This is a genomic window from Blautia sp. MSJ-9 (assembly GCF_018919065.1).
Lineage (GTDB): Bacteria > Bacillota > Clostridia > Lachnospirales > Lachnospiraceae > Blautia_A.
The window spans coordinates 67636-89988 of the sequence record NZ_JAHLQG010000043.1 but is presented as its reverse complement, the minus strand read 5'-3'; the positions used below and the strand labels follow the sequence as shown (position 1 = coordinate 89988).

General features: G+C 40.4%; 17 protein-coding genes and 1 tRNA gene. 3 read left to right on the top strand and 15 right to left on the bottom strand.

What is annotated here, in order from left to right; all coding sequences use genetic code 11:
* Nucleotides 1-18: 18 nt before the first annotated feature.
* The 14 genes from KQI87_RS12085 to KQI87_RS12020 all read right to left on the bottom strand — a co-directional run bounded on the left by KQI87_RS12085 (nt 19) and on the right by KQI87_RS12020 (nt 15289).
* Nucleotides 19-1131, bottom strand: coding sequence for a nitrogenase component 1 (locus KQI87_RS12085; RefSeq protein ID WP_216460358.1), 1113 nt, complete (start codon nt 1129-1131; stop codon nt 19-21).
* Between the two features lie 4 nt (nt 1132-1135).
* The gene (locus KQI87_RS12080) at nt 1136-2416 is read right to left on the bottom strand and encodes a nitrogenase component 1 (protein WP_216460357.1); all 1281 of its coding nucleotides are present in this window, start codon (nt 2414-2416) and stop codon (nt 1136-1138) included.
* The gene (locus KQI87_RS12075) at nt 2413-3174 is read right to left on the bottom strand and encodes a nucleotide-binding protein (RefSeq protein WP_216460356.1); all 762 of its coding nucleotides are present in this window, start codon (nt 3172-3174) and stop codon (nt 2413-2415) included. The genes KQI87_RS12080 and KQI87_RS12075 overlap by 4 nt, the downstream gene beginning before the upstream one ends.
* 377 nt (nt 3175-3551) lie before the next feature.
* Nucleotides 3552-4283 (bottom strand): MerR family transcriptional regulator, encoded by a 732-nt coding sequence (locus KQI87_RS12070; RefSeq protein ID WP_216460355.1) that lies wholly within the window; start codon nt 4281-4283, stop codon nt 3552-3554.
* Between the two features lie 179 nt (nt 4284-4462).
* Nucleotides 4463-4630, bottom strand: a complete 168-nt coding sequence (locus tag KQI87_RS12065; protein WP_253292503.1) for a hypothetical protein — start codon at nt 4628-4630, stop codon at nt 4463-4465.
* A 254-nt stretch (nt 4631-4884) separates the two neighbouring features.
* The gene (locus tag KQI87_RS12060) at nt 4885-5991 is read right to left on the bottom strand and encodes a HigA family addiction module antitoxin (protein ID WP_216460354.1); all 1107 of its coding nucleotides are present in this window, start codon (nt 5989-5991) and stop codon (nt 4885-4887) included.
* Entirely contained in the window at nt 5984-6337 is a 354-nt protein-coding gene (locus tag KQI87_RS12055) for a hypothetical protein (RefSeq protein ID WP_442860617.1), read from the bottom strand. The genes KQI87_RS12060 and KQI87_RS12055 overlap by 8 nt, the downstream gene beginning before the upstream one ends.
* Nucleotides 6338-7077: 740 nt before the next feature.
* Nucleotides 7078-7320 (bottom strand): hypothetical protein, encoded by a 243-nt coding sequence (locus KQI87_RS12050; protein ID WP_216460353.1) that lies wholly within the window; start codon nt 7318-7320, stop codon nt 7078-7080.
* A gap of 608 nt (nt 7321-7928) precedes the next feature.
* On the bottom strand, nt 7929-9947 hold the full coding sequence (locus tag KQI87_RS12045; RefSeq protein WP_216460352.1) for an ATP-binding protein: 2019 nt from the start codon (nt 9945-9947) through the stop codon (nt 7929-7931).
* 288 nt (nt 9948-10235) lie between these two features.
* Nucleotides 10236-11225 carry a virulence RhuM family protein gene (locus tag KQI87_RS12040; RefSeq protein ID WP_216460351.1) on the bottom strand — a complete coding sequence of 330 codons (990 nt, stop codon included), beginning with the start codon at nt 11223-11225 and terminating at the stop codon, nt 10236-10238.
* 63 nt (nt 11226-11288) lie between these two features.
* On the bottom strand, nt 11289-12725 hold the full coding sequence (rlmD, locus tag KQI87_RS12035; RefSeq protein WP_216460350.1) for a 23S rRNA (uracil(1939)-C(5))-methyltransferase RlmD: 1437 nt from the start codon (nt 12723-12725) through the stop codon (nt 11289-11291).
* Nucleotides 12726-12730: 5 nt separating this feature from the next.
* Nucleotides 12731-13678, bottom strand: coding sequence for a 3'-5' exoribonuclease YhaM family protein (locus KQI87_RS12030; protein WP_216460349.1), 948 nt, complete (start codon nt 13676-13678; stop codon nt 12731-12733).
* A gap of 68 nt (nt 13679-13746) precedes the next feature.
* The gene (locus tag KQI87_RS12025; RefSeq protein ID WP_216460348.1) at nt 13747-15000 is read right to left on the bottom strand and encodes a S1C family serine protease; all 1254 of its coding nucleotides are present in this window, start codon (nt 14998-15000) and stop codon (nt 13747-13749) included.
* Nucleotides 15001-15204: 204 nt separating this feature from the next.
* A tRNA-Leu gene (locus KQI87_RS12020) sits at nt 15205-15289 on the bottom strand.
* A 314-nt stretch (nt 15290-15603) separates the two neighbouring features.
* Here KQI87_RS12020 and KQI87_RS12015 point away from each other — a divergent pair.
* Genes KQI87_RS12015 through KQI87_RS12005 form a run of 3 tightly spaced genes read left to right on the top strand, consistent with a single transcriptional unit; the run spans nt 15604 to nt 20107 of the window.
* Nucleotides 15604-17985 carry an endonuclease MutS2 gene (locus KQI87_RS12015; protein ID WP_216460347.1) on the top strand — a complete coding sequence of 794 codons (2382 nt, stop codon included), beginning with the start codon at nt 15604-15606 and terminating at the stop codon, nt 17983-17985.
* Between the two features lie 11 nt (nt 17986-17996).
* Nucleotides 17997-18698 carry a response regulator transcription factor gene (locus KQI87_RS12010; protein WP_216460346.1) on the top strand — a complete coding sequence of 234 codons (702 nt, stop codon included), beginning with the start codon at nt 17997-17999 and terminating at the stop codon, nt 18696-18698.
* Nucleotides 18695-20107 (top strand): sensor histidine kinase, encoded by a 1413-nt coding sequence (locus KQI87_RS12005; RefSeq protein ID WP_216460345.1) that lies wholly within the window; start codon nt 18695-18697, stop codon nt 20105-20107. The genes KQI87_RS12010 and KQI87_RS12005 overlap by 4 nt, the downstream gene beginning before the upstream one ends.
* Nucleotides 20108-20432: 325 nt before the next feature.
* Here the strand turns inward: KQI87_RS12005 and ade are convergent, their stop codons facing one another.
* Complete coding sequence (gene ade / locus KQI87_RS12000; protein ID WP_216460344.1) at nt 20433-22157, bottom strand: adenine deaminase; 1725 nt, start codon at nt 22155-22157, stop codon at nt 20433-20435.
* Nucleotides 22158-22353: the final 196 nt, after the last annotated feature.

Below are 22353 nucleotides of genomic sequence, written 5' to 3'. Positions count from 1 at the left end.
CCGGTTTTCCCGGTTCTTTTACTTCTCTTGTTTTTTTGATTCTTTCAGTTTTCCTGGTTCTTTCAGTTCTTTGGAGTCTTTCGCTGCTTCCACTGTTACAAGTTTCCCTGACACTGCAAAATGTATAGTATCTACAAATGTTCCTTCAAATTTCGGTGTCATTCTTGCCATACATGGATCCGCATAAATCACATCATATGCGCCATTTTCCACCAGCTTAATATAATCTTCCTCATCCCGCAGATGCAGATCTTCGTCCCTGCGAATCTCCGGCTTCATCATAAACCAGCTTGCCACTGTTACCTGTACATCCGGCGCTTTCTTTAATATTTCCTCACGGATAGCATTTCCTGTCACCTGCTGCTGTACAATAAGTACTTTTTTTCCATGATAATTCATGTCACAAAGCAGCTCATCCACTAGCGGATAGCCAATCTCATAAGGTGTTCCATAGGTTTGTTCCAAGTATTTCGCCGCTTCCAAAGCTGCCGGTGCTGCTACAATATTTTTCTCCACACTGGAAGCCTTTTTCACATCATCAAGTCCGTTTCCCATTCCGTAACAGACCGCCGTTTTCCCTTCTGCTGCAAAACGTTCCCGGATACGGTCTGCTGCACGCAGATCACTGATATCCTGCGGTGTCATGCCGAGAATCCCTATTTTGTTTGGAATCACTTCTTCCTTTTCGCCCGCAAATACACGAAACAGCTCCATCCATGCTTTTTCTTCGCCCTTGTCATATAATTCCATGCCATCTGTATCTACAGTCAGGATTGGTAGATCCACTTTTTTTTCAGTCATACGTTTCAGTGCATGGTAATCCGTTCCGATCACTGCCGGAACCGGTGTCCCGATGATTGCCGCAAATTTCGCATCCAGCTTTGTCACTGCATCTGCCAGTTTTGCCACCAGACGGTCATCGCGGCCAAGAATTGCGTCCATGTCACGAAGCCCGGCACTGAACAGTGCGCTTTTGCTTTCAAACCACCGTGGTTCATCGAATCCGCAGATATTTCCGGTACAGCCGCCGGCATCACAAATAACGATAATGCCTCCAAATTCATATAATACAGACACAGCCCCGGACTGATCCGGTGCAAAAGGTGTCAGATATTTTCTCAGTCCTCTCATTGTGTTATACCTCCGCCAGTGACTCAAACAGTCTGCGTACGCCGGCATAACCATATGGCTGCCGTTCTTCATTCCAGCGCACGTTTGGACATTCTTTATGATAATATCCGGCATCTTTTCCAATAGTCAGATTGACGCCGGACTGACTTCCATCATAATACAGCATAGTTGGTTCCAGATTGGAAAATACTTTCGTTTCCGGACTGATCTGCGCTAATTGCTTCACATAGATGAAATTTTCGCCGGATAAAGTTCCATAAATCTCCGGCACATGAAATCCGTAGCGTACCAGTGCAAGTGCCAGCTCAAATGGATCTCCATTCATCCATTCTCCAACTGCAAATGCTGCATCCGGATGTACTTCCTTAAATTTTACCACCACATCCTCTGCTGCTTTCCGCGGCATTTCATCATCAAATTCCACGCCTAATGCAGCTCCAAATGCACGATACTGGCTGGCAATTTTATCAATCTGATACAGTCTGCGCAGCTCGATATACGGGATTTTCAGACGGTCATGAAAATCCTCTGCTGCAAAACGTGCTTCCGGGTGCAGTACCAGATTAAAGTTTGCTTCCGACATGGTCTGATATTCTGCATAATCCCTGCATCTGGAAATCTCATGAATTGTTTTTATCCCTGCTCCGTGAAGCAGATCATACAGTTCACAATCATCCACCAACGGCGAAAAATATCCAAGTAAATTCACCACATTTCCTTTTTTCTTCTTCGGCTCTAACAGGGAATAAATGGACTGTCGCACATGCACCATCGGCGGCTTTCTCCCCTCTCTGGTCAGTGCATACATATAACACGGTCTTACGGGAATACCTGTATATTCCTCTACCTTATGACAGACACGCTCCATATCTGTGCCAAGCAGGGCATCCACACAGGTAATACATATCATCACAACGGATGGCTTTTTCTCAAGTTCTTCGCAGATTTCCGCCACTGCTTTCGGGATTTTTTTCAAATGTCTTCCTGTTACAATATCTGTCTCATCCATCAGCAGGTAATAGAAACGGTCGTGGTAAGCACGCATGGAACTAAGCACCGATGTATTACGACCACAGCATCCCGGAGACACGATCAGCATGATAGAGTCCGGAACTGCCAGACCTGCTCGCTTAACGCCAAATCCTTCTGCTCCTGGAGAGTTGAACGCCAACGTTGCCGGAGAACTGTAGATCAGATGTGTATGGGAAATAAGCTGCTGCGGAATCTTATCTTTTCCCAGCTCATTCAGCTCTTTTACTGTACAAAAATAGGCTTCCTGTCTCATACGTTTTCCTCTTCTTTCCATAACAATGCAGCCAGGTCAAGGAAACATTTACTGATCTCGGAGTCTGGATTTCCTTCGATCACTGTCTTTCCCTGTTCTTCCCAGTGGATAATTTCATCACTCCGTGGTACTTCTCCCACAATCGGCACTCCAATTTTTTCAGAAAATGCCCGTACTTTCTTTGTCTCATTTTCTACATTTCTGTGATTTAACACGATGCCAAATACACGGGCATAACTGCGGTCCTCGAAATTTCTGACAGCGCTGGAAATATTGTTTGCAGCATACAATGCCATTTTCTCCCCGGATGTAACGATCAGAACTTTATCCGCGTATCCCTCACGGATCGGTGCTGCAAAACCACCGCATACAACATCACCCAGTACATCATACAAAACCACATCCGGTTTATAATGTTCGAATAACTCCATATCCTCGAGAAGCTGAAAAGTTGCAATAATCCCACGCCCCGCGCAGCCAAGTCCCGGAGTAGGACCGCCAGTCTCAATACAGAGGATTCCTCCGTAACCTTCCTTTGAAATCTGCGCCAGTTCATCCGGCTCCTCGTCCTCTTCCCGCATAAAATTCATTACCGGACGAAGTGGCTCTCCGCCTAATAAATTAATAGTGGAATCCGCTTTCGGATCACAGCCGATCTGAATGACACGCTTCCCCATATTTGCAAAAGCGGCCGCCAGATTGGAAGTCACTGTGGACTTTCCGATACCGCCCTTTCCGTATATTGCTACCTTTAACATATTGCCCCTCCTGTTGTTTTCCGCTACTTATTAAATATGCAAAAAACCACTTTCCTGGCATTTTGTCAGAAAAATGGTTTTGTAAATTCTTATCTAGCAACTATTTCCGCTCGGATTCTCCTTGCCGTCAGAGTTTTCTTATTTATTTGTATTAAGATCATTTCCATTAATTACTGTTATGTCTTTTTCAGCAAATATTTCGCAGATGCGTGAATCAGATACAGTAATTTTATAGATTAATTTTATCATCTACTATACAAATTAGTCAACACGAACTCTGGTGATTTCTGAATTAATGGAATTACAATGTTACTGTGTACATCGTTTTCAGTAACATTACAAGTAAATAGCAGAATTGCTATAAATAATCCACGCCATTAGCTATTCATTGCAAATATATCAATGGCTTTACTTGCAAATTCCGAAGTTCCTGTTCCACCTGCAGCATCAATATTTTCAGTAAGTTCTCCTTCACCAGCATACATTCTTCCAAGTCCCTGCAGAATTTTAGCTGAACATGTATAAAAATGTTCTGTGATATAATCTTGAAGTTTTTTAACCTGTGCCTGAACCTGCTTATCAGATGGATTCATTTCCTTCATCTGCCCGAACTCAACAAAAATCTCCATAAACTCATTTACAACTGTAACTTCGTCATCTTCTGTCCAGTTCTTTGTTTTCTCTTCGTACTCTTTGTACTCAGGCGTCTGTCTCCACAGTTCTTTTGCACGTTTAGAATACTCATCTATCTTTCTTGTATCAAAAGCTTTAAAATCCATATATTTCGTCCCTATTCCTTTTATTCCCCGAGCAAGATTAATAAGATTTTCCAGATGTTCTTTTTTCATAGTAAGCAATTCGATTTGCTGTTCTAATGCTCTGTTTCTGTCAAAATTAGGTGCATCTATGATACCTTTAATCTCCTTAAGTGGAAATTCCAGTTCCCTGAACAGTAAAATTTGCTGTAACCTTTCCAGGGATGTATCATCATATAATCGATATCCTGAAGCTGTATATTCTACTGGTTTTAAGAGACCAATGGTGTCATAATATTGCAAAGTGCGTATACTCACTCCTGTTATTTTACTTACCTCATTCACTGTCATCATCGACAATTCCTCCTCTTGATAAGCATACTCTAAACCATTACGTAGCGTAGGAGTCAATAGTTTTTTGCAATTATTCTTTTAAAATAATAAAAGCCCGGATTTCTCCGAGCATAAAGAAAGCACCAATCGATTTGATACGACTGATGCCTTCGTGTAATTACGACCTGCTGAAAGGAATGCTATTCCAATGCATCGCTTCTAACATAGTGTGTTTTTCGTCCAGAACCAAGGCGAGTAAGCGTACCGTCCTGAACTAATTTTTTCAATGCTGCTTCGACAGAAGAACTGCCCAAACTCGGACAGCCCGCCAAAGCATTCTGCTTCGTAAAAGTACCAATATAATTCATTGCATACTCCTGTACAACATCATAGGCGGTCCTTCTTTCTACCGCCGTGCTTTTCTTTCTCCCAATTATATATTGTAATTGGGAGAAAATCAATTCGTATTGGGAGATAACCTTAGGGTTGAAACATAATATTCTCTGGAAATCTGCTAATATTTTGTTTCACTTACTCATTTAATCGTTTGACTTCATCCCCATAAAATTCTGCTAAACTTCCAGCTTAACGCTATAAATAGGAATTACTTTTCACTTCCATCTCAGGCAGTATGTTTTATCTCTATTACATACTTTTCCTTTAATTTTGAGCATCTATTCTGAGCAATAATCCCTTCATGCTGCATCCTGCCAGCTACAATTCCTGGATGAATTCCTATTGATTTCGCAAATTCTACAATCTCATTATCAGAAGTGTATTTTGATGGTGCTAATTTCTTATATTCTGCAGGAGGAATCAAATAATTAGTTGCAAATTTATCCGCTTCCCTTTCCAGATTATTATTAATGTCTATCATTTCTTCAACTGTACTGCTTACAAATACTGTTTTAATCTTTTGCTGAAGAACATGTTTAATTTCATGGAATAGCGAAAACCAGAATTTATCTGCATCCAATCCTCTATTATTCATAGCAAGCACTACTCTATCCTCGTTTACCCATTTAACCGCGCCATTCACTCCTGAATTTTTCAAATGAGGCAATAAGACAAATGCAACACCACACTCTGCAAAAATTTCACGCATTCTTGGCAAAAATTCTTCCGGTTTCTTAATCGTCATCCCTCTAAGTTCTGGCAAATATCCTTTTAATTTTTCAGCATCATAAGGTTTGGTCTCGACATTTTTTGAAATATTTATAGCTGTTTGAATCCAGGCTCTGGAATTTATAATATTCTTTTCTCTTCCGCATGTCCCGCTTGCCCTGAAATTCACTAAAAAATCTGGCTGTAACATAATTCTCAAATCGGCTACCTTGAAGAACTTACACAAATTAGACACTTTTTCATTAATATTTCTTGTTACTGAAAGACCAATAACATCTACAAAATATTTATAATCAATTTCCCTTGCGAGTTCTGCCTGCGCATCAAAATCCTTAGCCTGCTGTATTTCAATCAATTTCTGATCATAAGTATTCTGCAAATTAAGCCAGACTTCTGCACTTGTTCCCATCATAACAGAAAGCTTCTTTGCCAAATCATTTGATATATTAGCCTGTCCGTTAATCAACTGGCTTAAAGTCTTTGCTGTTGTTCCCATTCTTGTTGCAAACTCAGCCTGACTTATTTCCATATCCGCAATAATATCCGCAATATAATATCCTGGGTGAAATGCCACTATATCCTTGTATTCATCTACATTACTCATAATGGTTCGACACCTCCGTCACCTTCACAATTTTAATCATTCTACATTGAGCTAAAATGTCCCCTTCTGTAATTTCATTTCCATCATTGTCACAAGGAATCATTGTAACTCTATATCCTGTATTCCCTAATCGTATACTCCATTCCTCTTTTCTATCACCTTTTAAATGTTCAAAATGAAATGGAGGATAATTAGCAATATCCATCAAAGACCCTGCATTAATTATAAAGTTTTCTGCAGCTTCAAGTTTCTTTTTTACTTGCTCAGGATATCGCCACTTTTTCTTGTACTCCGAACAAAACTGTTTCTTTGCAGTTTCATTCTTATACAATATCTGCATTCCCAAACTTAATCATACAACTCCTTTCATTTTTTCATTACCAATTTAGTAATAGTAATTATAGCATCATCTAAAATCATAGTAAATACTTTTCAGACATTTTATTACCTTTTAGGTAATTATTTAAGTGCAAAAAATCCTCTAAGAGATAAGTATTTCACTATCTCTTAGAGGATTTTCCTTTGTGTAATAGAAAAAGAGGGAGAGTCCCGCAGGCTCTCCCCCGCCTGTAGGCTTCACAAGTTTCTACAGAACGATCACTAACCTCAATATATGTCATTTTAAATGTCTTGTCAATATTCTCACACATTCTTATGTCAGATCTAATCACGATTATTTTATTCTATTTTTGAAAAAAGCAATCATTTTTTACGTTTCATACCTTATCCCATTGCCTCTTATCATCTAAATCTATCCTCCAATTTGTCACATACATCTCCTTGGGTGCCATCTTGAGTGCCATCTTGGGTGCCAAAATTTAGCTTTGGCACCATTACAAAAATTTAACCTATAGGAATGGAATACAATTTTTCTCATTTTCCATATAATTAACTTAGAATTCATAGGCATACCAATCTGTGGAGTTCTATTACTAATGTTCCCGACATTTGTGTCGGGAACATCCTACTCAAATATACAATTCATGAATTCCTTAATCTTTTTTCCTTTTTATATTTCATAACCATTAACATAATTTCATTAGAATTGCTCTTACCTAACTGTAGATTCGTATTTATCTCACTAAATCAAAGTGCAACTCTACAATTGAATTTAACTGTCCTGCTATTTCCGTAAACGGCAAATTTCCCCAGAAAATTTAATTCATATCCCTCATTTGTTATATCTATATTGTCTGATAACAATTCTTTAAATTTTAATAGATCGAACTTTCCTTCATTTGTAAAACAAGACGGAAAGTCTGCTCTTAATTTTTTTATCGTATCATCACTTATATTAACCGCTTCATTTGCATGAATTTCATCTAACATATTATCAAATTCCTTTTAAGACAATCTGTATTAATTATATCAAAAATCCGCCGTTTTTGCTATTAGAATCTTGCTTGAATTTCTGTAATTTTTACTCACCAGAATCTTAATACGCAACCCAAAAATTTTCCAAAATATAAGGAATCTCATTCCTTTTTGATGTAAAATTAAATCGCCACAATAAAATCTCACTAACCAAAAAGAAAAGCGATTCCTTATACCTTATTTTGCATCGAACACTTGCACTTTGAAACGGAAATTTTTAAATAAAATTTCCAAATATCTTCCCAAACCCGATATCAATTTTACCGTCAACATGACTTATTTAAGTGCCTCTACTTCTTAATATTACAGTTTTTACTTCATCAAAATCTAGCAGACTGACGCCTTAGGAGAAGTTATTCATTTTTCAATAACATTTTGCTGAAACTCAAGCAGTTGTTTGGCAACCACATAAAATCTTCCTTTTCAACTACTATAAAAAATACTCCTTTTGGGTAAGAATTATCGTATCTGATTTTTTACCCAAAAGAAGCTATTTTTTACCAAAAACATCAATTATTTTTCACTAACCATATTATATCATTTTTTAATTATCAACTCACATTTTATAACATTTGCGCAACTGCAATTTCCGTAAGAGTATCTGCTTTTTCTCGACCTTCAGTATCACTTACCTCTGCCATCAACTCATTTGCTACCCGCTCCCTATCATACTTTAATCGTTCTAGCATTGATTTATGCTTTATTTCAAAACTTTTAAATATATCATCCCAAGTAAGCGCATATACTTCACAATTATCTACTTGAAATACTAGTCCAACTTTCCCTTTATCTTCAAATGCTTTATATTGGCTCTTAACATAATCATCTACCTCTTTACATACAGCAATAAACTTCCATTTTCGGAATTCACTATTAAATTGCGGTTGCCTTCTAACATAATCCATATAGTCTTCGACTTGTCGTAATACTTTCTTTGTTAATGGAATTCTCGGCGCTTTTAATTCAACAACAATATTTTCTTCCAGTGTCGTTTCAAATGTTGTTTCAACATTTCTTGTATTACATAAAAAAATATCCATACGTCGTTCATTTTCCGCATCCGGATTCAATTCTGCCGTAACATCCTCTTCTCCATATAAAATGTTCCTATACTGTTCCAATGCTTTTTGCATCCTCTGATCAGCACTTGCCAAATTGTACTGTTCACCAAATAGCCAGAAATGTCTTTCTACAATTTTCTGTATATGATCACGTTCATTTGAAAATTTTGTTAAATCATACACTATACTTTTCAATAATTCTATTACTTTGTATCTATCTTCAATAAACTTGATTGTATCAATAATATTCTCCAAAGATGTTTTCTTTAATATCTTTGAAAAATCATTTCTTTGCTCAGGTGATAATTCCACAACTTGCTCTATTATAGTTAAAACATTTTCCCTTTCTTCAGAACTTAAGAGCAGATTCAAAAAACCTAGTAACGATTTTTCCTGAATTTGCTTTAATTTATGAAAAATCAAAGGCTCCAATTTAAAAATTTCCTTTGTTACTCTTTTCAAATCATTCTTACGCATTTGTCCATATGCATCATCTGGAAATTCAGGAAAAGTTTTTCTTTCGCTTATCATGGCTTCAACCTCTTCTTCAGCTTTATCCGATAAATATATACTAATTTTATTTTCAATTAGCTTTTGAATTTCTTTATGCAATTTTCTCAGAACCTTTTTCTCACTCGGAGATTCAAACAAACTAATCTGTGCATCTTCATAATCATCTATAACATTTTCTTTATCATCAAAAAAATCCGATTTGACAAACACACTATGGTTAAAATTAATGGTATTACGATTAAAAGTTGTAGTTCGTTTTCCCTTCAATATGGTTTTTTTATCAAAATAGTAACAACAAAATTTTTCAGAGATTGATTCCTGCCATACAATCAAATTAATTTCAAACTCATATCCATCAATTGTTACTATAGCTTTTTCACTCAAATCAATATTTATATATTTTTTATAATCAAGCTTTTCTCCATTAATTACTATCTCAGCATTTTTATTTTTATATAAATACAAAAACCATGCGAAATCTTTGAGTAACGCTGGCTCTATTACTTCAAAACTCATATTTTCCACAGTTAATGTATTTATATTAACAAATTTCACTTCGGTTCCCGTTACCCTTTTCCCAGACAACTGCGGTTCTGAGCAATCAATCACTTCTTTTTTATCGCTTGACATAGCGATCTCGTATTCTTTATATACATCATTATCTTTATAAACAGTATGCCACACTGCATTATTAGAAAAAGCAATAAAAGAGAATCTCCCTTTTCCTTTATTTGCCTTAGCTTTCATTTGTAACGACAACAAATTCTTCTTTGATGCCAGAAATGCACCAAATGTTTCCCCTAATTCATTATAATTTATTCCATCACCATTATCTTTTATAATTAATTCCTTAATTCCAAATGCTTCATTAAGTGTATATTCTACACTAACAGTTGTAGCATTAGCTTCAAAACCATTCCAAATATATTCACTTATGGCCGCTTTATAATCACTTGTAATTCCAGAAGAATCAATACTTTGATTTTTTATACTTACAGGTATAATCATAACATCCGCCTCCCATATCATAAGTGTCTTATATCATTTTCACGTTTCTTTTCTCACGACTTATTCATTGCTGTTAATTCAAAGAGATTTTGTATCTAACTTTACATCTACAAATTTCTTCTCTGCAAAGTAGCTTTCACAATTCTCACACATTGAATATATTACAAATCGGAGTCAAAAAGCAACACTACACTTTCAACTGTGTTTTCGTTGATCAAGCAAATTGCTTCACCTTCATGTTTTCTATAACACACTGTAGATGTCAAATTAATTTTTCCAATTATGCTCTCATTTTTTATCAGTTATCTTTTCCAACACCTTAACTGAATTCAAATAATCTTCTTCCACAGCACTGAGTGTCCGTGCTTTATATTTTCTATATTCATCTGCCGCTTTATCAATAGCCTGTTTGTGTGATATACTTCCATTCCCCTGCAAAAGCTGTTCCCCACTCATTGTCAGAATCCGGTCCAGATGTTCAGCCCAATCTTTCATTGTCATCGCCTGTTCTCTCTCCGCCTGACGTTCTGCGAAATCAAGATATCCCGATACCAGTTGTCCCATTGCACGCAATTCTTTTTCAGATAAATAATTCTTTGCAACTACTGCTTCCTTTAATGTTGGTTGATTGCCTTTAAAAGTAGTAAGTCCCATAAACTCCTTTTCTGCATCAGCTCTGGTATAAATTACTTCTGCTGCAGTTTGTCCATGAATTGCATAGTGAATTTTATTTTGCACTTTTTTGAAAAATACAATGGATATTTCCGCTTTCGGATCATAATCTATGCTCGTTGCATAAATTTCCAGGACCTGACGATAAAATACTTTCGCGGATGCACGAATATCACGGATTCTCTCCAGCAATTCCTTGAAATATCCACCGCCACCCAAATTTTTCAAACGATCATCATCTAAAGCAAATCCTTTTCTCATGTATTCTTTTAAAATTCCGGTTGCCCAGATTCTGAACTGTGTTCCTCGTTTTGATTTTACACGATAGCCAACAGAAATAATAACATCAAGATTGTAATAATCTACATTGTAAACTTTTCCATCAGAAGCAGTTGTTGCAAATTTTGCAACAACTGAGTCCCGCTGTAATTCACCTTCTGTAAATATATTTTTTATATGTCTGGAAATGGTTGATTTATCTCTCTGAAACAATTCGGCCATCTGATCAATAGACAACCAGACTGTATCACCATCAAAAGTAGTTTCAACTTTCGTCAGACCATCCTCTGTCGTATAAATAATCATATCTGCTTTTTCTTTATCCATAAATTAATTTCCCTCCAAAATCAGATATATTATCAACGTGAACGAGGCACTATAGCGAAATCATCATTCCCCATCTTTACCATTTATGATACGGTAGTAATCATCCATATCCACGCTGAGTTTTACCGTGGCGTCTGGTTTTCGTTTGCCCAAAAGGCACACAGTCTCAACATGAACAGTCATCCCAAACTGGTCAACTGCACAGACCTTGCGAAGTTCATACCCTCTCTCACACAAATACTTCAAATCTCTTGCCAATGTCGCACTATCGCAACTGACATACACAATCCTCTCCGGATTCATCTCCACCATAGTCTCCAGCAGCGTCTCATCGCATCCCTTTCTAGGTGGATCCACAACGATAACATCTGCATAAACACCATTTTTCTTATATTCTCTCGGCAATACTTCTTCCGCTTTGCCTACAAAGAATTCTGTATTCTCCAGCCCGTTAAGCTTCGCATTTTCTTTCGCGTTCTCAATCGCCGCCGGAACAATCTCTACACCGCGAACAAATTTCGCTTTCTGTGCCAGGAACAGCGAAATAGTTCCGATTCCGCAGTAGAGATCCCAGACTGTTTCCTCGCCATGGAGGTCTGCATATTCCAGTGCTTTTGCGTAGAGTTTCTGTGTCTGTCTTGGGTTGACCTGGTAGAATGAGAGTGGGGATATCTGGTAGGAAATATCGCCAATCTTATCGGTGATATATTCCTGTCCCCAGAGCAGGCGGATTTCTTCGCCGAGGATCACGTTGCTGCGTTTCTTATTTACATTGATGGTAATGCTTGTCATTCCCGGAATTTCGCGCAGGGATTCTACCAGCGCATCTTCTTTCGGGATTTTATTTCCGTTCAGGATCAAACAGACCATCACTTCTTTTGTGAAATATCCGTAACGGATCAGAATATGACGCACCAGTCCCTTGCCTGTTGCTTCATTGTATGGTTCAATCCCGTATTTCTCCATATGTGCGATCACACGGTCCAGAACTTCTTTATTCTCTGCTACGCCAAGTGCGCAGTCGCGGTTTTCGATAATGTTATGGGTTCTTCCCGCATAGAACCCTGTGACGATTTTTCCCTCTTTATTTCTGCCTACAGGGAACTGTGCTTTGTTTCTGTAGTGGAAAAGCTCGTCCATGCCAATGATCGGCTCCATAGGGATATCTGTAAATCCTCCGATGCGCTCCAGATGACCTTTGACTTTATTTGTCTTAAATACAAGCTGCTGGTCATAGGAGAGTGCCTGAAGCTGGCATCCGCCGCACTGGCGGGCGAAGGCACATTTCGGTTCTACTCTGTATGGAGATGATTTGAGTACCTCCATCAGACGACCGTAGCCGTAATTTTTCTTTGCTTTGATTATTTTAGCTGTTACTGTATCTCCGATTACTGCGTCCTTGACAAAAACGGTGAAGCCATCGGCTTTTCCGATACCTTCACCGTCAATTCCGCAATCTTCTATCTCTAACGTAACAAGATCGTTCTTACGAAATTCCATAAAGATTACACCTCATCTGTTCTTCTTAAGTTGGACTCAAACAGTCTGTTGTATCCGAGCCATTCTTTCTTGCCCTTATCTGCGGCAAAAATCTCTGTGATGGTTTCCATTCTTGCATCTGTATTGTCTGCAAGATTCAGAGCTACCGCTTCCACAAGTGCAGGTTTCTTTGGTGAACCGTATTCCAGTTCGCCATGATGAGCAAGAATACAGTGGATCAGCTCATTCTTAAGTACCTCCGGAAATTCTGGAATCTGTCCTGCCAGGTCGTGAATCATCTGCGCACCGATATAGATGTGTCCCAGAAGCTGGCCTTCGTCTGTATAGTCATTTAACGGGAATGAGGATAATTCTTTTGTCTTTCCGATGTCGTGAAGCAGGGATGCTGTGATCAGCAGGTCTCTGTTAATGACCGAATATGCTTTTGACATATAATCGCAGAGTCTGGTAACTCCGAGTGTATGCTCCATCAGACCGCCGATAAATCCGTGATGTACGGTCTTTGCTGCGGAATGTCCCTCAAATGCTTTGATAAATTCCTCATCTTCTATAAACAGCTTCTTCAGCAGTGCAGACAGATATGTATTCTCTACACTGCCAATAAAAGCTTTTAACTGACTGTACATGTCATCTGTGCTGTTCTCACTTACAGGAAGGTAATCTGCCGGATCATACTCGTCCTCTGCTGCCTTGCGCACACGCTTAATATTTAACTGCATAGCACCTGCAAAGCTAGTCACATCTCCAACTACGTCAATGTAGTCCAATGCATCAAAATCATCAATACCCAGGGAATTCGGATCCCAGATCTTACCGTCCATGATGCCGGTCTTATCCTGAAGAATAATGTTCTCATACGGTTTTCCGTTCTTTGTTACAGCGGACTGTTTCTGCTTACACAGATAAATCCCGCTGATTCTGTCTCCCTCATGTAATTCGTTTAAAAAACGCATAACTCTGCCTCTCTATCTATTCTATATTTTCAAAACTTTGCGGTATAAAATTATTCGCTTCCCATTGCCTATCTCTCTTCAACTAATACCTTATAATCCTTCTCTACGTAATCCCCTCTGGAATTCTTACGCAGAACAGTTAAAGTAATTTTCTCTCCCGCTTTCTTTGTCTGCAGGTATGTATAATAAGACTGCATACTTTCTGTCAGGTTTCCGTCAATCTTACTGATAATGTCTCCGCACTGGAGTCCAGCTTTCATTGCAGGGGAATCTTTCTCTGTCCGTTCTATATAAAGTCCCTGTCCGATTCCTGTTCCGTAAATTCCTGTATATCTGGCTTTCTCTCCGTTAGCCAGACGCTCTACCAGCGGGAGGATCTGTGAAACAGCGATCGCATGGATATTATCACCGTCGCTTTCGCTCTCTTTCAGGATCATGCCTGTTACATTTCCTGATATATCCAGAAGCACACCACTTCCGTCTTTATTTCCCTGCATGTCTGTAGATAACACTTCATATTCTGTATCCGCAGCTTCCAGCTTCTCAGACACGGAAGTAACCATTCCGTAAACCACTGCATCACTGTCACCGGCAGGGCTTCCAATCGCGATAACCATATCGCTCTGCTCTGGTTCCTGTGCATTTGTCAGATCAGACACTACAATGTCCTCTCTGGTACTGTCACTGAGAAGACTCTTCTTCACCGTTGCAACCGCAAGTCCGGTATCTTCGTCCCCCTTACATATCTCTCCTGTTACTGTAGAACCATCCGCAAATATGATCTGCAGTTCCTGCAGGTTCTCCAGTTCTTCCTCATAAGTCAGGATATAAAACTGTGTATCTGTTTCCAGGAAAATAAGTCCTTCCGAATCGCCCTGCTGCAGATAAGAATTATCCAACAGGTCTTCATCCTTTGAAATCCCTCTTACGCTAACAAGTGACTTCTGCGATTCCTGAGATACCTTAAGTACTTCTTTATAAGTTTCCTCATAGAATGCAAGAGGACTCTTCGCTGTCTCCTCTGACATCTGTTCCGTCTCTTCGCTCTCCACAGTCTGCGCCTCAGATACAGCCTCTGCTTTCTCCATAGTACTGGTTTCTGTCAATTCTATCTTCTGCTGTGTATCCTCTTCTTTATCCGCAAGAACAGGAAATACCCCTGCAAAAGTTACAGCCGCACAGCCGCCAAATAAAACACCACATCCTGCAATTGCCAGTAATCTGCATGCCATGCTTCTGCGTTCTCTGGGTTGTTTCTTTATGGTTTCCTGTATAAACTGATACTCTCTTGTATCCTTTCTTTTATTTATGTCCTGTTTCATAAAACTCTTTCTCCTGTTATCGTTACTGTCCGCTCTACTCCCAGTAACCGCTATTCCTCAACTCAGGTCTGATCTATCATCTGTCAGGACGAACAAATCTAAAAATATTTTAGCAAAGAGATATGAATTTTTTATGAATATAGTATAAGTAATTTTCCAGTGACATAAAAAAACCTTGCATCAGTTAAGATACAAGGTTTCTCATGCGGAAGATGGGACTTGAACCCACACGAGCGCAATGCTCACAAGATCCTTAGTCTTGCTCGTCTGCCAGTTCCGACACTTCCGCATATCGCGTTTCATCTTTAAGTTTTACTTATTGTTGCGACAATTGGTACTATACCAAAAACTATATAAAGTGTCAATAGTTTTTTTGAAATTTTTTAAATATTTTTTTAAAAACATGTTTTTGACCTCTCAGACCAAACTATTTTAGCACTTTTCACAGCACCCAAAATCATATATAATAAGAAAGGTATTTCAGCCATACCCAATAATCCAGCTGAGATACCCCCACTATTACAGATACACCCGGAATGAGATCAGCTCTTTTTTCCGGTATCATAAATATTAAAAGTAATAATCAGGAGACTTAAATCAACAATGAATCAGAAAGCATATAAAGCACTTGAATACTATAAGATCATCAATATACTGACAGACAAGGCTTCTTCTTCCATGGGAAAAGAAATCTGCCGAAAGACAGAGCCGTCTACAGATATTGATGAGATCCGCCATATGCAGACTCAGACTAAGGACGCCCTCACCCGTCTCTTCCAGAAAGGCAATATCTCTTTCGGAAGTGTCAAGGATGTGCGTGGTTCTCTGAAGCGTCTGGAAATCGGAAGTTCTCTCGGGATCGGTGAACTTCTTGCCATCTGCAGCCTGCTGGAGAATACCAATCGTGTCAAAGCTTATTCCAGAAGTGAGCGCGGTGATTCGCTCCCGGACTCTCTGGACGGAATGTTTGAAGCATTGGAGCCGCTGACTCCTCTTACAACAGAGATCCGCAGATGTATCCTCTCAGAGGATGAGATCAGCGATGATGCAAGCAGTAATCTTCGCCAGATCCGAAGAAACATGAAAATTGCCGGAGACAGGATCCATACGCAGCTCTCTTCTCTCGTAAACGGAAGTGCCCGCAATTATCTGCAGGATTCCGTTATCACTATGAGAAACGGCCGCTACTGCATCCCGGTCAAAGCAGAATACAAAGGTCAGGTTCCAGGTATGGTACATGACCAGTCTTCTACAGGTTCTACTTTATTCATCGAGCCTATGGCGATCGTAAAATTAAACAACGACATTCGTGAACTTGAACTGGAAGAACAGAAAGAGATCGAAGTGATCCTCTCCAACTTAAGCCAGATGACCGCAGAACAGACCGACTCTATCCGCGCAGACCTTAATATCATGGTACAGCTTGACGTCATTTTCGCCAGAGCATCCCTTGCCATGGATATGAATGCTACAGAGCCGATCTTCAATGATGAGGGACGTATCCGCCTGAAACAGGCACGCCACCCGCTCATTGATAAGAGGAAAGCAGTTCCGATTGATATCCGCCTTGGTGATGATTTCGACCTGCTTGTTGTTACCGGACCAAACACCGGTGGTAAAACTGTATCCTTAAAGACTGTCGGACTTCTCACTCTCATGGGGCAGTCCGGACTTCATATTCCGACACTGGACCGCTCCGAACTTGCACTGTTTGAAGAAGTTTACGCAGATATCGGTGATGAACAGAGTATCGAGCAGTCCTTAAGTACGTTCTCCTCACATATGACAAACGTGGTCTCTTTCCTTAAGAAAGCTAACCGTCACTCACTCGTTCTTTTTGATGAGCTTGGTGCAGGTACAGACCCGACAGAGGGTGCTGCCCTTGCCATTGCGATCCTCTCCCATCTCCACGAGCAGGGAATCCGCACTATGGCAACCACCCATTACAGTGAGCTGAAAGTATACGCCCTCTCCACTCCAGGCGTGGAAAATGCCTGCTGTGAATTTGACGTGGAAACTCTCCGTCCGACTTACCGCCTGCTGATCGGTGTTCCGGGAAAAAGTAATGCATTCGCTATTTCTTCCAAACTCGGACTTCCGGATTATATCATTGATAAAGCCAAAGAACAGATCAGCGAACAGGATGAGTCTTTCGAAGATGTCCTCAGTTCTCTGGAGAGCAGCCGTGTGACTATTGAGAACGAACGCCGCGAGATCGAGCAGTACAAACAGGAAGTTGCTTCCCTGAAATCCGAAATGGAATCCAAACAGGAGAAACTGAACGAACAGCGTGACCGCATCATCCGTCAGGCAAACGAAGAAGCTCATGCCGTTCTCCGCGAGGCCAAGGAATATGCAGACCAGACCATGAAAATGTTCCACAAGTTCCAGAAAGACCACGTCGATCTCTCTGCTGTGGAAAAAGAACGACAGAATCTGCGCAAGCGTATGAATAAAGCTGAAAAAGGCATGACTCAGAAAACTGCTGCCAAAAAACCGAAGAAAGAACTTACAGCCAAGGATATTTCCCTCGGTGATGCAGTCAAGGTTCTCAGCATGAACCTGAAAGGTACTGTCAGCAGCCGTCCGGACAACAAAGGTTTCCTCTTTGTTCAGATGGGTATTATCCGTTCCAAAGTTCATATTTCTGATCTGGAACTGATCGATGAGGCAGAGATCACCACTCCTACCATGCAGCGTACAGGTGCAGGTAAGATCCGTATGTCAAAATCAGCTCATGTATCCACTGAGATCAACCTGCTCGGCAAGACTGTAGACGAGGCAGTTGCAGAACTTGACAAATATCTGGATGACGCTTATATCGCTCATCTCAAATCCGTCCGTATCGTTCACGGTAAAGGAACCGGTGCTCTGCGAAAAGGTGTACACAATTATCTGAAACGCCAGAAACACGTAGAATCTTTCCGTCTGGGAGAATTCGGCGAGGGTGATGCAGGTGTCACAATTGTAGAATTTAAGAAATAGGAGGAAATGCCATGGTTTCCAAACAGAAAATCCTCATCGTTGATGATGATAATAATATCGCAGAGCTTATTGCCCTGTATCTTACCAAAGAATGTTTTGAGACAAAGATCGTAAATGACGGCGAAGAAGCACTAAAAGAATTCGCTTCTTTTCACCCGGATCTGATCATTCTGGATCTGATGCTTCCAGGCATCGACGGTTATCAGGTCTGCCGTGAGATCCGCCATACCTCTGATGTTCCGATCATTATGCTCTCTGCCAAGGGCGAAACCTTTGACAAGGTCCTTGGCCTGGAGCTTGGTGCTGATGACTACATGATCAAACCTTTTGACTCCAAGGAACTGGTAGCCCGCGTCCGTGCTGTCCTGCGTCGCTTCCAGGTAAAACAGCCTGCAGTTTCTTCCAATGAGAAATGCGTCACTTATCCGGATCTGGTCATCAATCTGACCAACTATGCAGTTACTTACATGGGACATCAGGTGGACATGCCACCAAAGGAGCTGGAACTTCTCTACTTCCTTGCATCCTCACCAAATCAGGTATTTACCCGCGAGCAGCTTCTGGATCATATCTGGGGCTATGAGTATATCGGTGATACCCGTACTGTAGACGTTCATATCAAACGTCTGAGAGAAAAGATCAAGGACAACCCACACTGGGCAATCGCCACTGTATGGGGAATCGGATATAAATTTGAGGTAAAAAATCCATGAAACAGCATCATCTTTCCACAAAATTTCTGATGTTCTATATTTTCATCGGGGTTTTTGGATTCTTTACTGTAACACTGGGCGGCTCCTATATGGTGGAAAAGCATTTTGAGCATTCCTTAAGCACCGCTCTTTATACGGAGGCACATAATATTGCTTCCAATGATGCAGTTAAAAGCAATATTTCTTCCACTACAGTAGACACCCTGCAGGAACACTTATCTGCAATCGCAGATTTTCAGGATGCTGTGTTGTGGATCATTAACAGCAATGGCGAGATTATTGTCAGCACGCGAAAAGATATCGACATCGATGATCCGATTCCACTGGAGGAATTTGACGCTGCCAAATGGGGCAGCAATTATTATCAGGTTGGAAACTTCTATGGCTATTTTGACACGGATCAGCTCAGTGTCATTGCTCCGATCACCTCTGATATGACGACCAAAGGCTATGTAGCGATCCATTATGCTATGACAAACCTCTACCAGAGCCGCAGCAGTATCCTGTTTATCATGCAGGTGATCTTTCTCATCTGCTATGCTGCCACCAGCCTGCTTCTGTGGGTCTACAGCCACTATATACGTAAACCGCTGACTAAGATCATGAAAGGTGCCAGTGAATACGCTGGTGGAAATCTGGAATACAGGATCGAAGTTACTTCTGATGATGAAATGGGTTATCTGGCAAACACCCTGAATTATATGTCAGACGAGCTGAATAAAAACGGAGAATACCAGCGAAAATTTATCGCCAATGTCTCTCACGACTTCCGCTCTCCGCTTACTTCCATCAAGGGATATGTCAATGCCATTCTGGACGGCACGATTCCCTATGAAATGCAGGACCGTTACCTGAAGATCATCGCATTCGAATCGGAACGTCTGGAAAAACTGACCCGCAGTCTTCTGACTCTGAACGAACTGGATATGAAGAAACGAATGATGCACATCCACCGCTTCGACATCAACGATACGATCAAAAATACAGCAGCTGTATTTGAGGGAATCTGTACCAACCGCCAGATTCGTCTGGAGCTGCTGCTTTCTGGTCATGAGCTCTATGTCAAAGCGGATATGGAACAGATCCAGCAGGTTCTTTATAATCTTCTGGACAATGCCATTAAATTCAGCAATGATAATTCCTCTATCCAGATAGAGACTACCGTAAAGAGTGGAAAAGTTTTCGTCTCTGTCAAAGACCACGGAACCGGCATCCCGAAAGAAAGCCTTAACAAAATCTGGGACCGCTTCTACAAGATTGACGCCTCCCGCGGAAAAGACCGCAAGGGCACCGGACTTGGGCTCTCTATTGTTAAGGAGATCATTAATGCACATAACCAGAATATTGATGTGATCAGTACAGAGGGCGTAGGAACTGAATTTATCTTTACTCTTGAAAAGACAAAATAAAATTCATTTTTCAACTTGAATGGAACCCATCACCCTGAATCGTACATAATATTTACAACAAAAATACCGTAACAAAAGTAATTTATTATCTACTTTTATTACGGTATTTTTATATGAATTATCCACTGCTCTACTTACTTGAATTATTGTAATCCTCGTAAATAATACATTTAAGACAGTTCAACAAAGTGTGAAAACAAGGAAAATATCGCAGGCGTGTTTGGCGCACGGCAAAGATATCTGACGCAGGATTTCACTCTCTGTTGAACTGGATTAAGATGCATTATTTCAGAAGATTACTATAGTTAAAAAACATCTATCAAATTTAGCTAAATGGCGTCCTCAGCATTCTGTCCTCATTTACCAGATAAATTCCACGCGGTGTAATTCTGATCTCCGGAATTACCGGCAGTGCCATAAAGGATAACGTAATAAACGGATCAAAACCATCTTTAACGCCCATCTCATGGGCTTTCGGGATCATCCTTGCAAGTGCCTCGTTTACATGCTCATAACCGGCATCACTCATCAATCCCATTACCGGAAGCGGCAATGTTCCATAAATCTCTCCGTTGCATACCAGTGTATATCCGCCCTGTGTACGCATCATTTCTTTTACAGCAAGTGCCATATCATGGTCATTATCTCCCACTACGATAATATTGTGGGAATCATGAGAAACACTGGAAGCAATCGCACCGCCGCGGATTCCATATCCTTTCACAATACCGACTCCCATTTTTCCTGTGTTCTTATGGCGCTCAATTACAGCAATCTTCTGGAATTCGCCGTCAGGAGCGAAATATTTCTCACCATCTGCTTCCATCCACGGAACCTCTTCCAGCACATCCTTCGTTACAATCTGCTTCTCAAGCATCTGGATCACTCTCGCCTTTGTTCCCGGATGTTTCAGTTTCAGGCGTTCCTCACTGAAACCTGATACATGAACTGTATTTTTCAGATGCGGAGGACACGGCTTCACTTCTACTTTCTCATCCCTGATGATTTTCTTTCCGCAGTGATATACATCTATAACATTCAGATCTGTCACATTATCCAGAATTACAAAATCTGCCTGTCTGCCAGGTGCGATCATTCCAAGTTGATGCAGACCATAGCATCTTGCAGGTTGAATTGTAGCCATCTGCAGCGCTTTCTCAACTGGAAGTCCAAGCTGTACTGTACGCTTCACATTATAATTAATATGCCCCTCTTTACGGATTTCCTCAATATGCTTGTCATCTGTGCAGAAACAGAAACTGGAAGTATCTGTATGATGCTCCACAATTCCTTTCACGATTGCATCCAGATTTCTCGCCGCACTTCCCTCGCGGATCAGCACATACATTCCATTCCTTGCCTCAGACATTGCATACTCATAATCCACACATTCATGATCTGTGTCAATTCCACCCAGTACATATGCTGCCAGATCACCAGGCGAAAGAAACGGTGCATGACCATCTTTCACTCTGTCCTGAAACAGATGAAGCTTCTCATGCATGGCAATACTTCCGTTGATAACAGACGGTGCATCCATCACTTCTCCAAGTCCCAGAATCCTCGGGTGATCCAAATAAGCTTTCATTCTGCCTGCTGTAAGAAGACATCCATTATCATCCACATGCGTAGCCGGAACACAGGATGGCATCATCACATATACATTCGCCGGAGCGTCCTCTGTCTGATCCAGAATGTAATCAATACCATCTGTACCAGATACATTCGCAGACTCATGCGGATCTACAATAAACGTTGTTGTTCCGCACTGCGCCGCCTGCCGGACCAGCTCTCCCGGTGTCACCAGAGTAGATTCCAGATGCAGATGACTGTCAATAAATCCCGGACAGATCACTTTTCCATCCAGATCAATCTCCGTCACCCCTTCATATGTACCAACGCCAATCACAATTCCATCCGCAACAGCCACATCGCCATCAATAAACTCCCCTGTACCAGAGCTGAACACACGACCATTCTTAAACACCAGCTCCGCTTTCTCAAGACCTCTCGCCATCTGCGAATATCTGCGATATACCTCAAGTTCCATAAAAACGCCCTCCCTTCTAATCTTGAAAAGCTTTTTAATTTTTCAGACTTTTTAGGTTTAAAATTATATTTTTCTTTATATTTCATTATATATTATCATCTGTATTCCCAATATGCAACCCGATTTTTCTTATTTTCAATAAATTATTTTTAATAAATCCTCACAGAAAAAAGCTGCAGAGCAATCCCCTGCAGCT

Coding starts and splice junctions, on each gene's coding strand:
- KQI87_RS12040 (WP_216460351.1), bottom strand. CDS start 11,225: ATGGATAAAGAAAAAGCAGATATGATTATTTATACGACAGAGGATGGT.
- KQI87_RS12025 (WP_216460348.1), bottom strand. CDS start 15,000: ATGAAACAGGACATAAATAAAAGAAAGGATACAAGAGAGTATCAGTTT.
- KQI87_RS12005 (WP_216460345.1), top strand. CDS start 18,695: ATGAAACAGCATCATCTTTCCACAAAATTTCTGATGTTCTATATTTTC.
- KQI87_RS12065 (WP_253292503.1), bottom strand. CDS start 4,630: ATGAATTATATTGGTACTTTTACGAAGCAGAATGCTTTGGCGGGCTGT.
- KQI87_RS12060 (WP_216460354.1), bottom strand. CDS start 5,991: ATGAGTAATGTAGATGAATACAAGGATATAGTGGCATTTCACCCAGGA.
- ade (WP_216460344.1), bottom strand. CDS start 22,157: ATGGAACTTGAGGTATATCGCAGATATTCGCAGATGGCGAGAGGTCTT.
- KQI87_RS12080 (WP_216460357.1), bottom strand. CDS start 2,416: ATGAGACAGGAAGCCTATTTTTGTACAGTAAAAGAGCTGAATGAGCTG.
- KQI87_RS12030 (WP_216460349.1), bottom strand. CDS start 13,678: ATGCGTTTTTTAAACGAATTACATGAGGGAGACAGAATCAGCGGGATT.
- KQI87_RS12075 (WP_216460356.1), bottom strand. CDS start 3,174: ATGTTAAAGGTAGCAATATACGGAAAGGGCGGTATCGGAAAGTCCACA.
- KQI87_RS12045 (WP_216460352.1), bottom strand. CDS start 9,947: ATGATTATACCTGTAAGTATAAAAAATCAAAGTATTGATTCTTCTGGA.
- rlmD (WP_216460350.1), bottom strand. CDS start 12,725: ATGGAATTTCGTAAGAACGATCTTGTTACGTTAGAGATAGAAGATTGC.
- KQI87_RS12050 (WP_216460353.1), bottom strand. CDS start 7,320: ATGTTAGATGAAATTCATGCAAATGAAGCGGTTAATATAAGTGATGAT.
- KQI87_RS12010 (WP_216460346.1), top strand. CDS start 17,997: ATGGTTTCCAAACAGAAAATCCTCATCGTTGATGATGATAATAATATC.
- KQI87_RS12070 (WP_216460355.1), bottom strand. CDS start 4,283: ATGATGACAGTGAATGAGGTAAGTAAAATAACAGGAGTGAGTATACGC.
- KQI87_RS12085 (WP_216460358.1), bottom strand. CDS start 1,131: ATGAGAGGACTGAGAAAATATCTGACACCTTTTGCACCGGATCAGTCC.
- KQI87_RS12015 (WP_216460347.1), top strand. CDS start 15,604: ATGAATCAGAAAGCATATAAAGCACTTGAATACTATAAGATCATCAAT.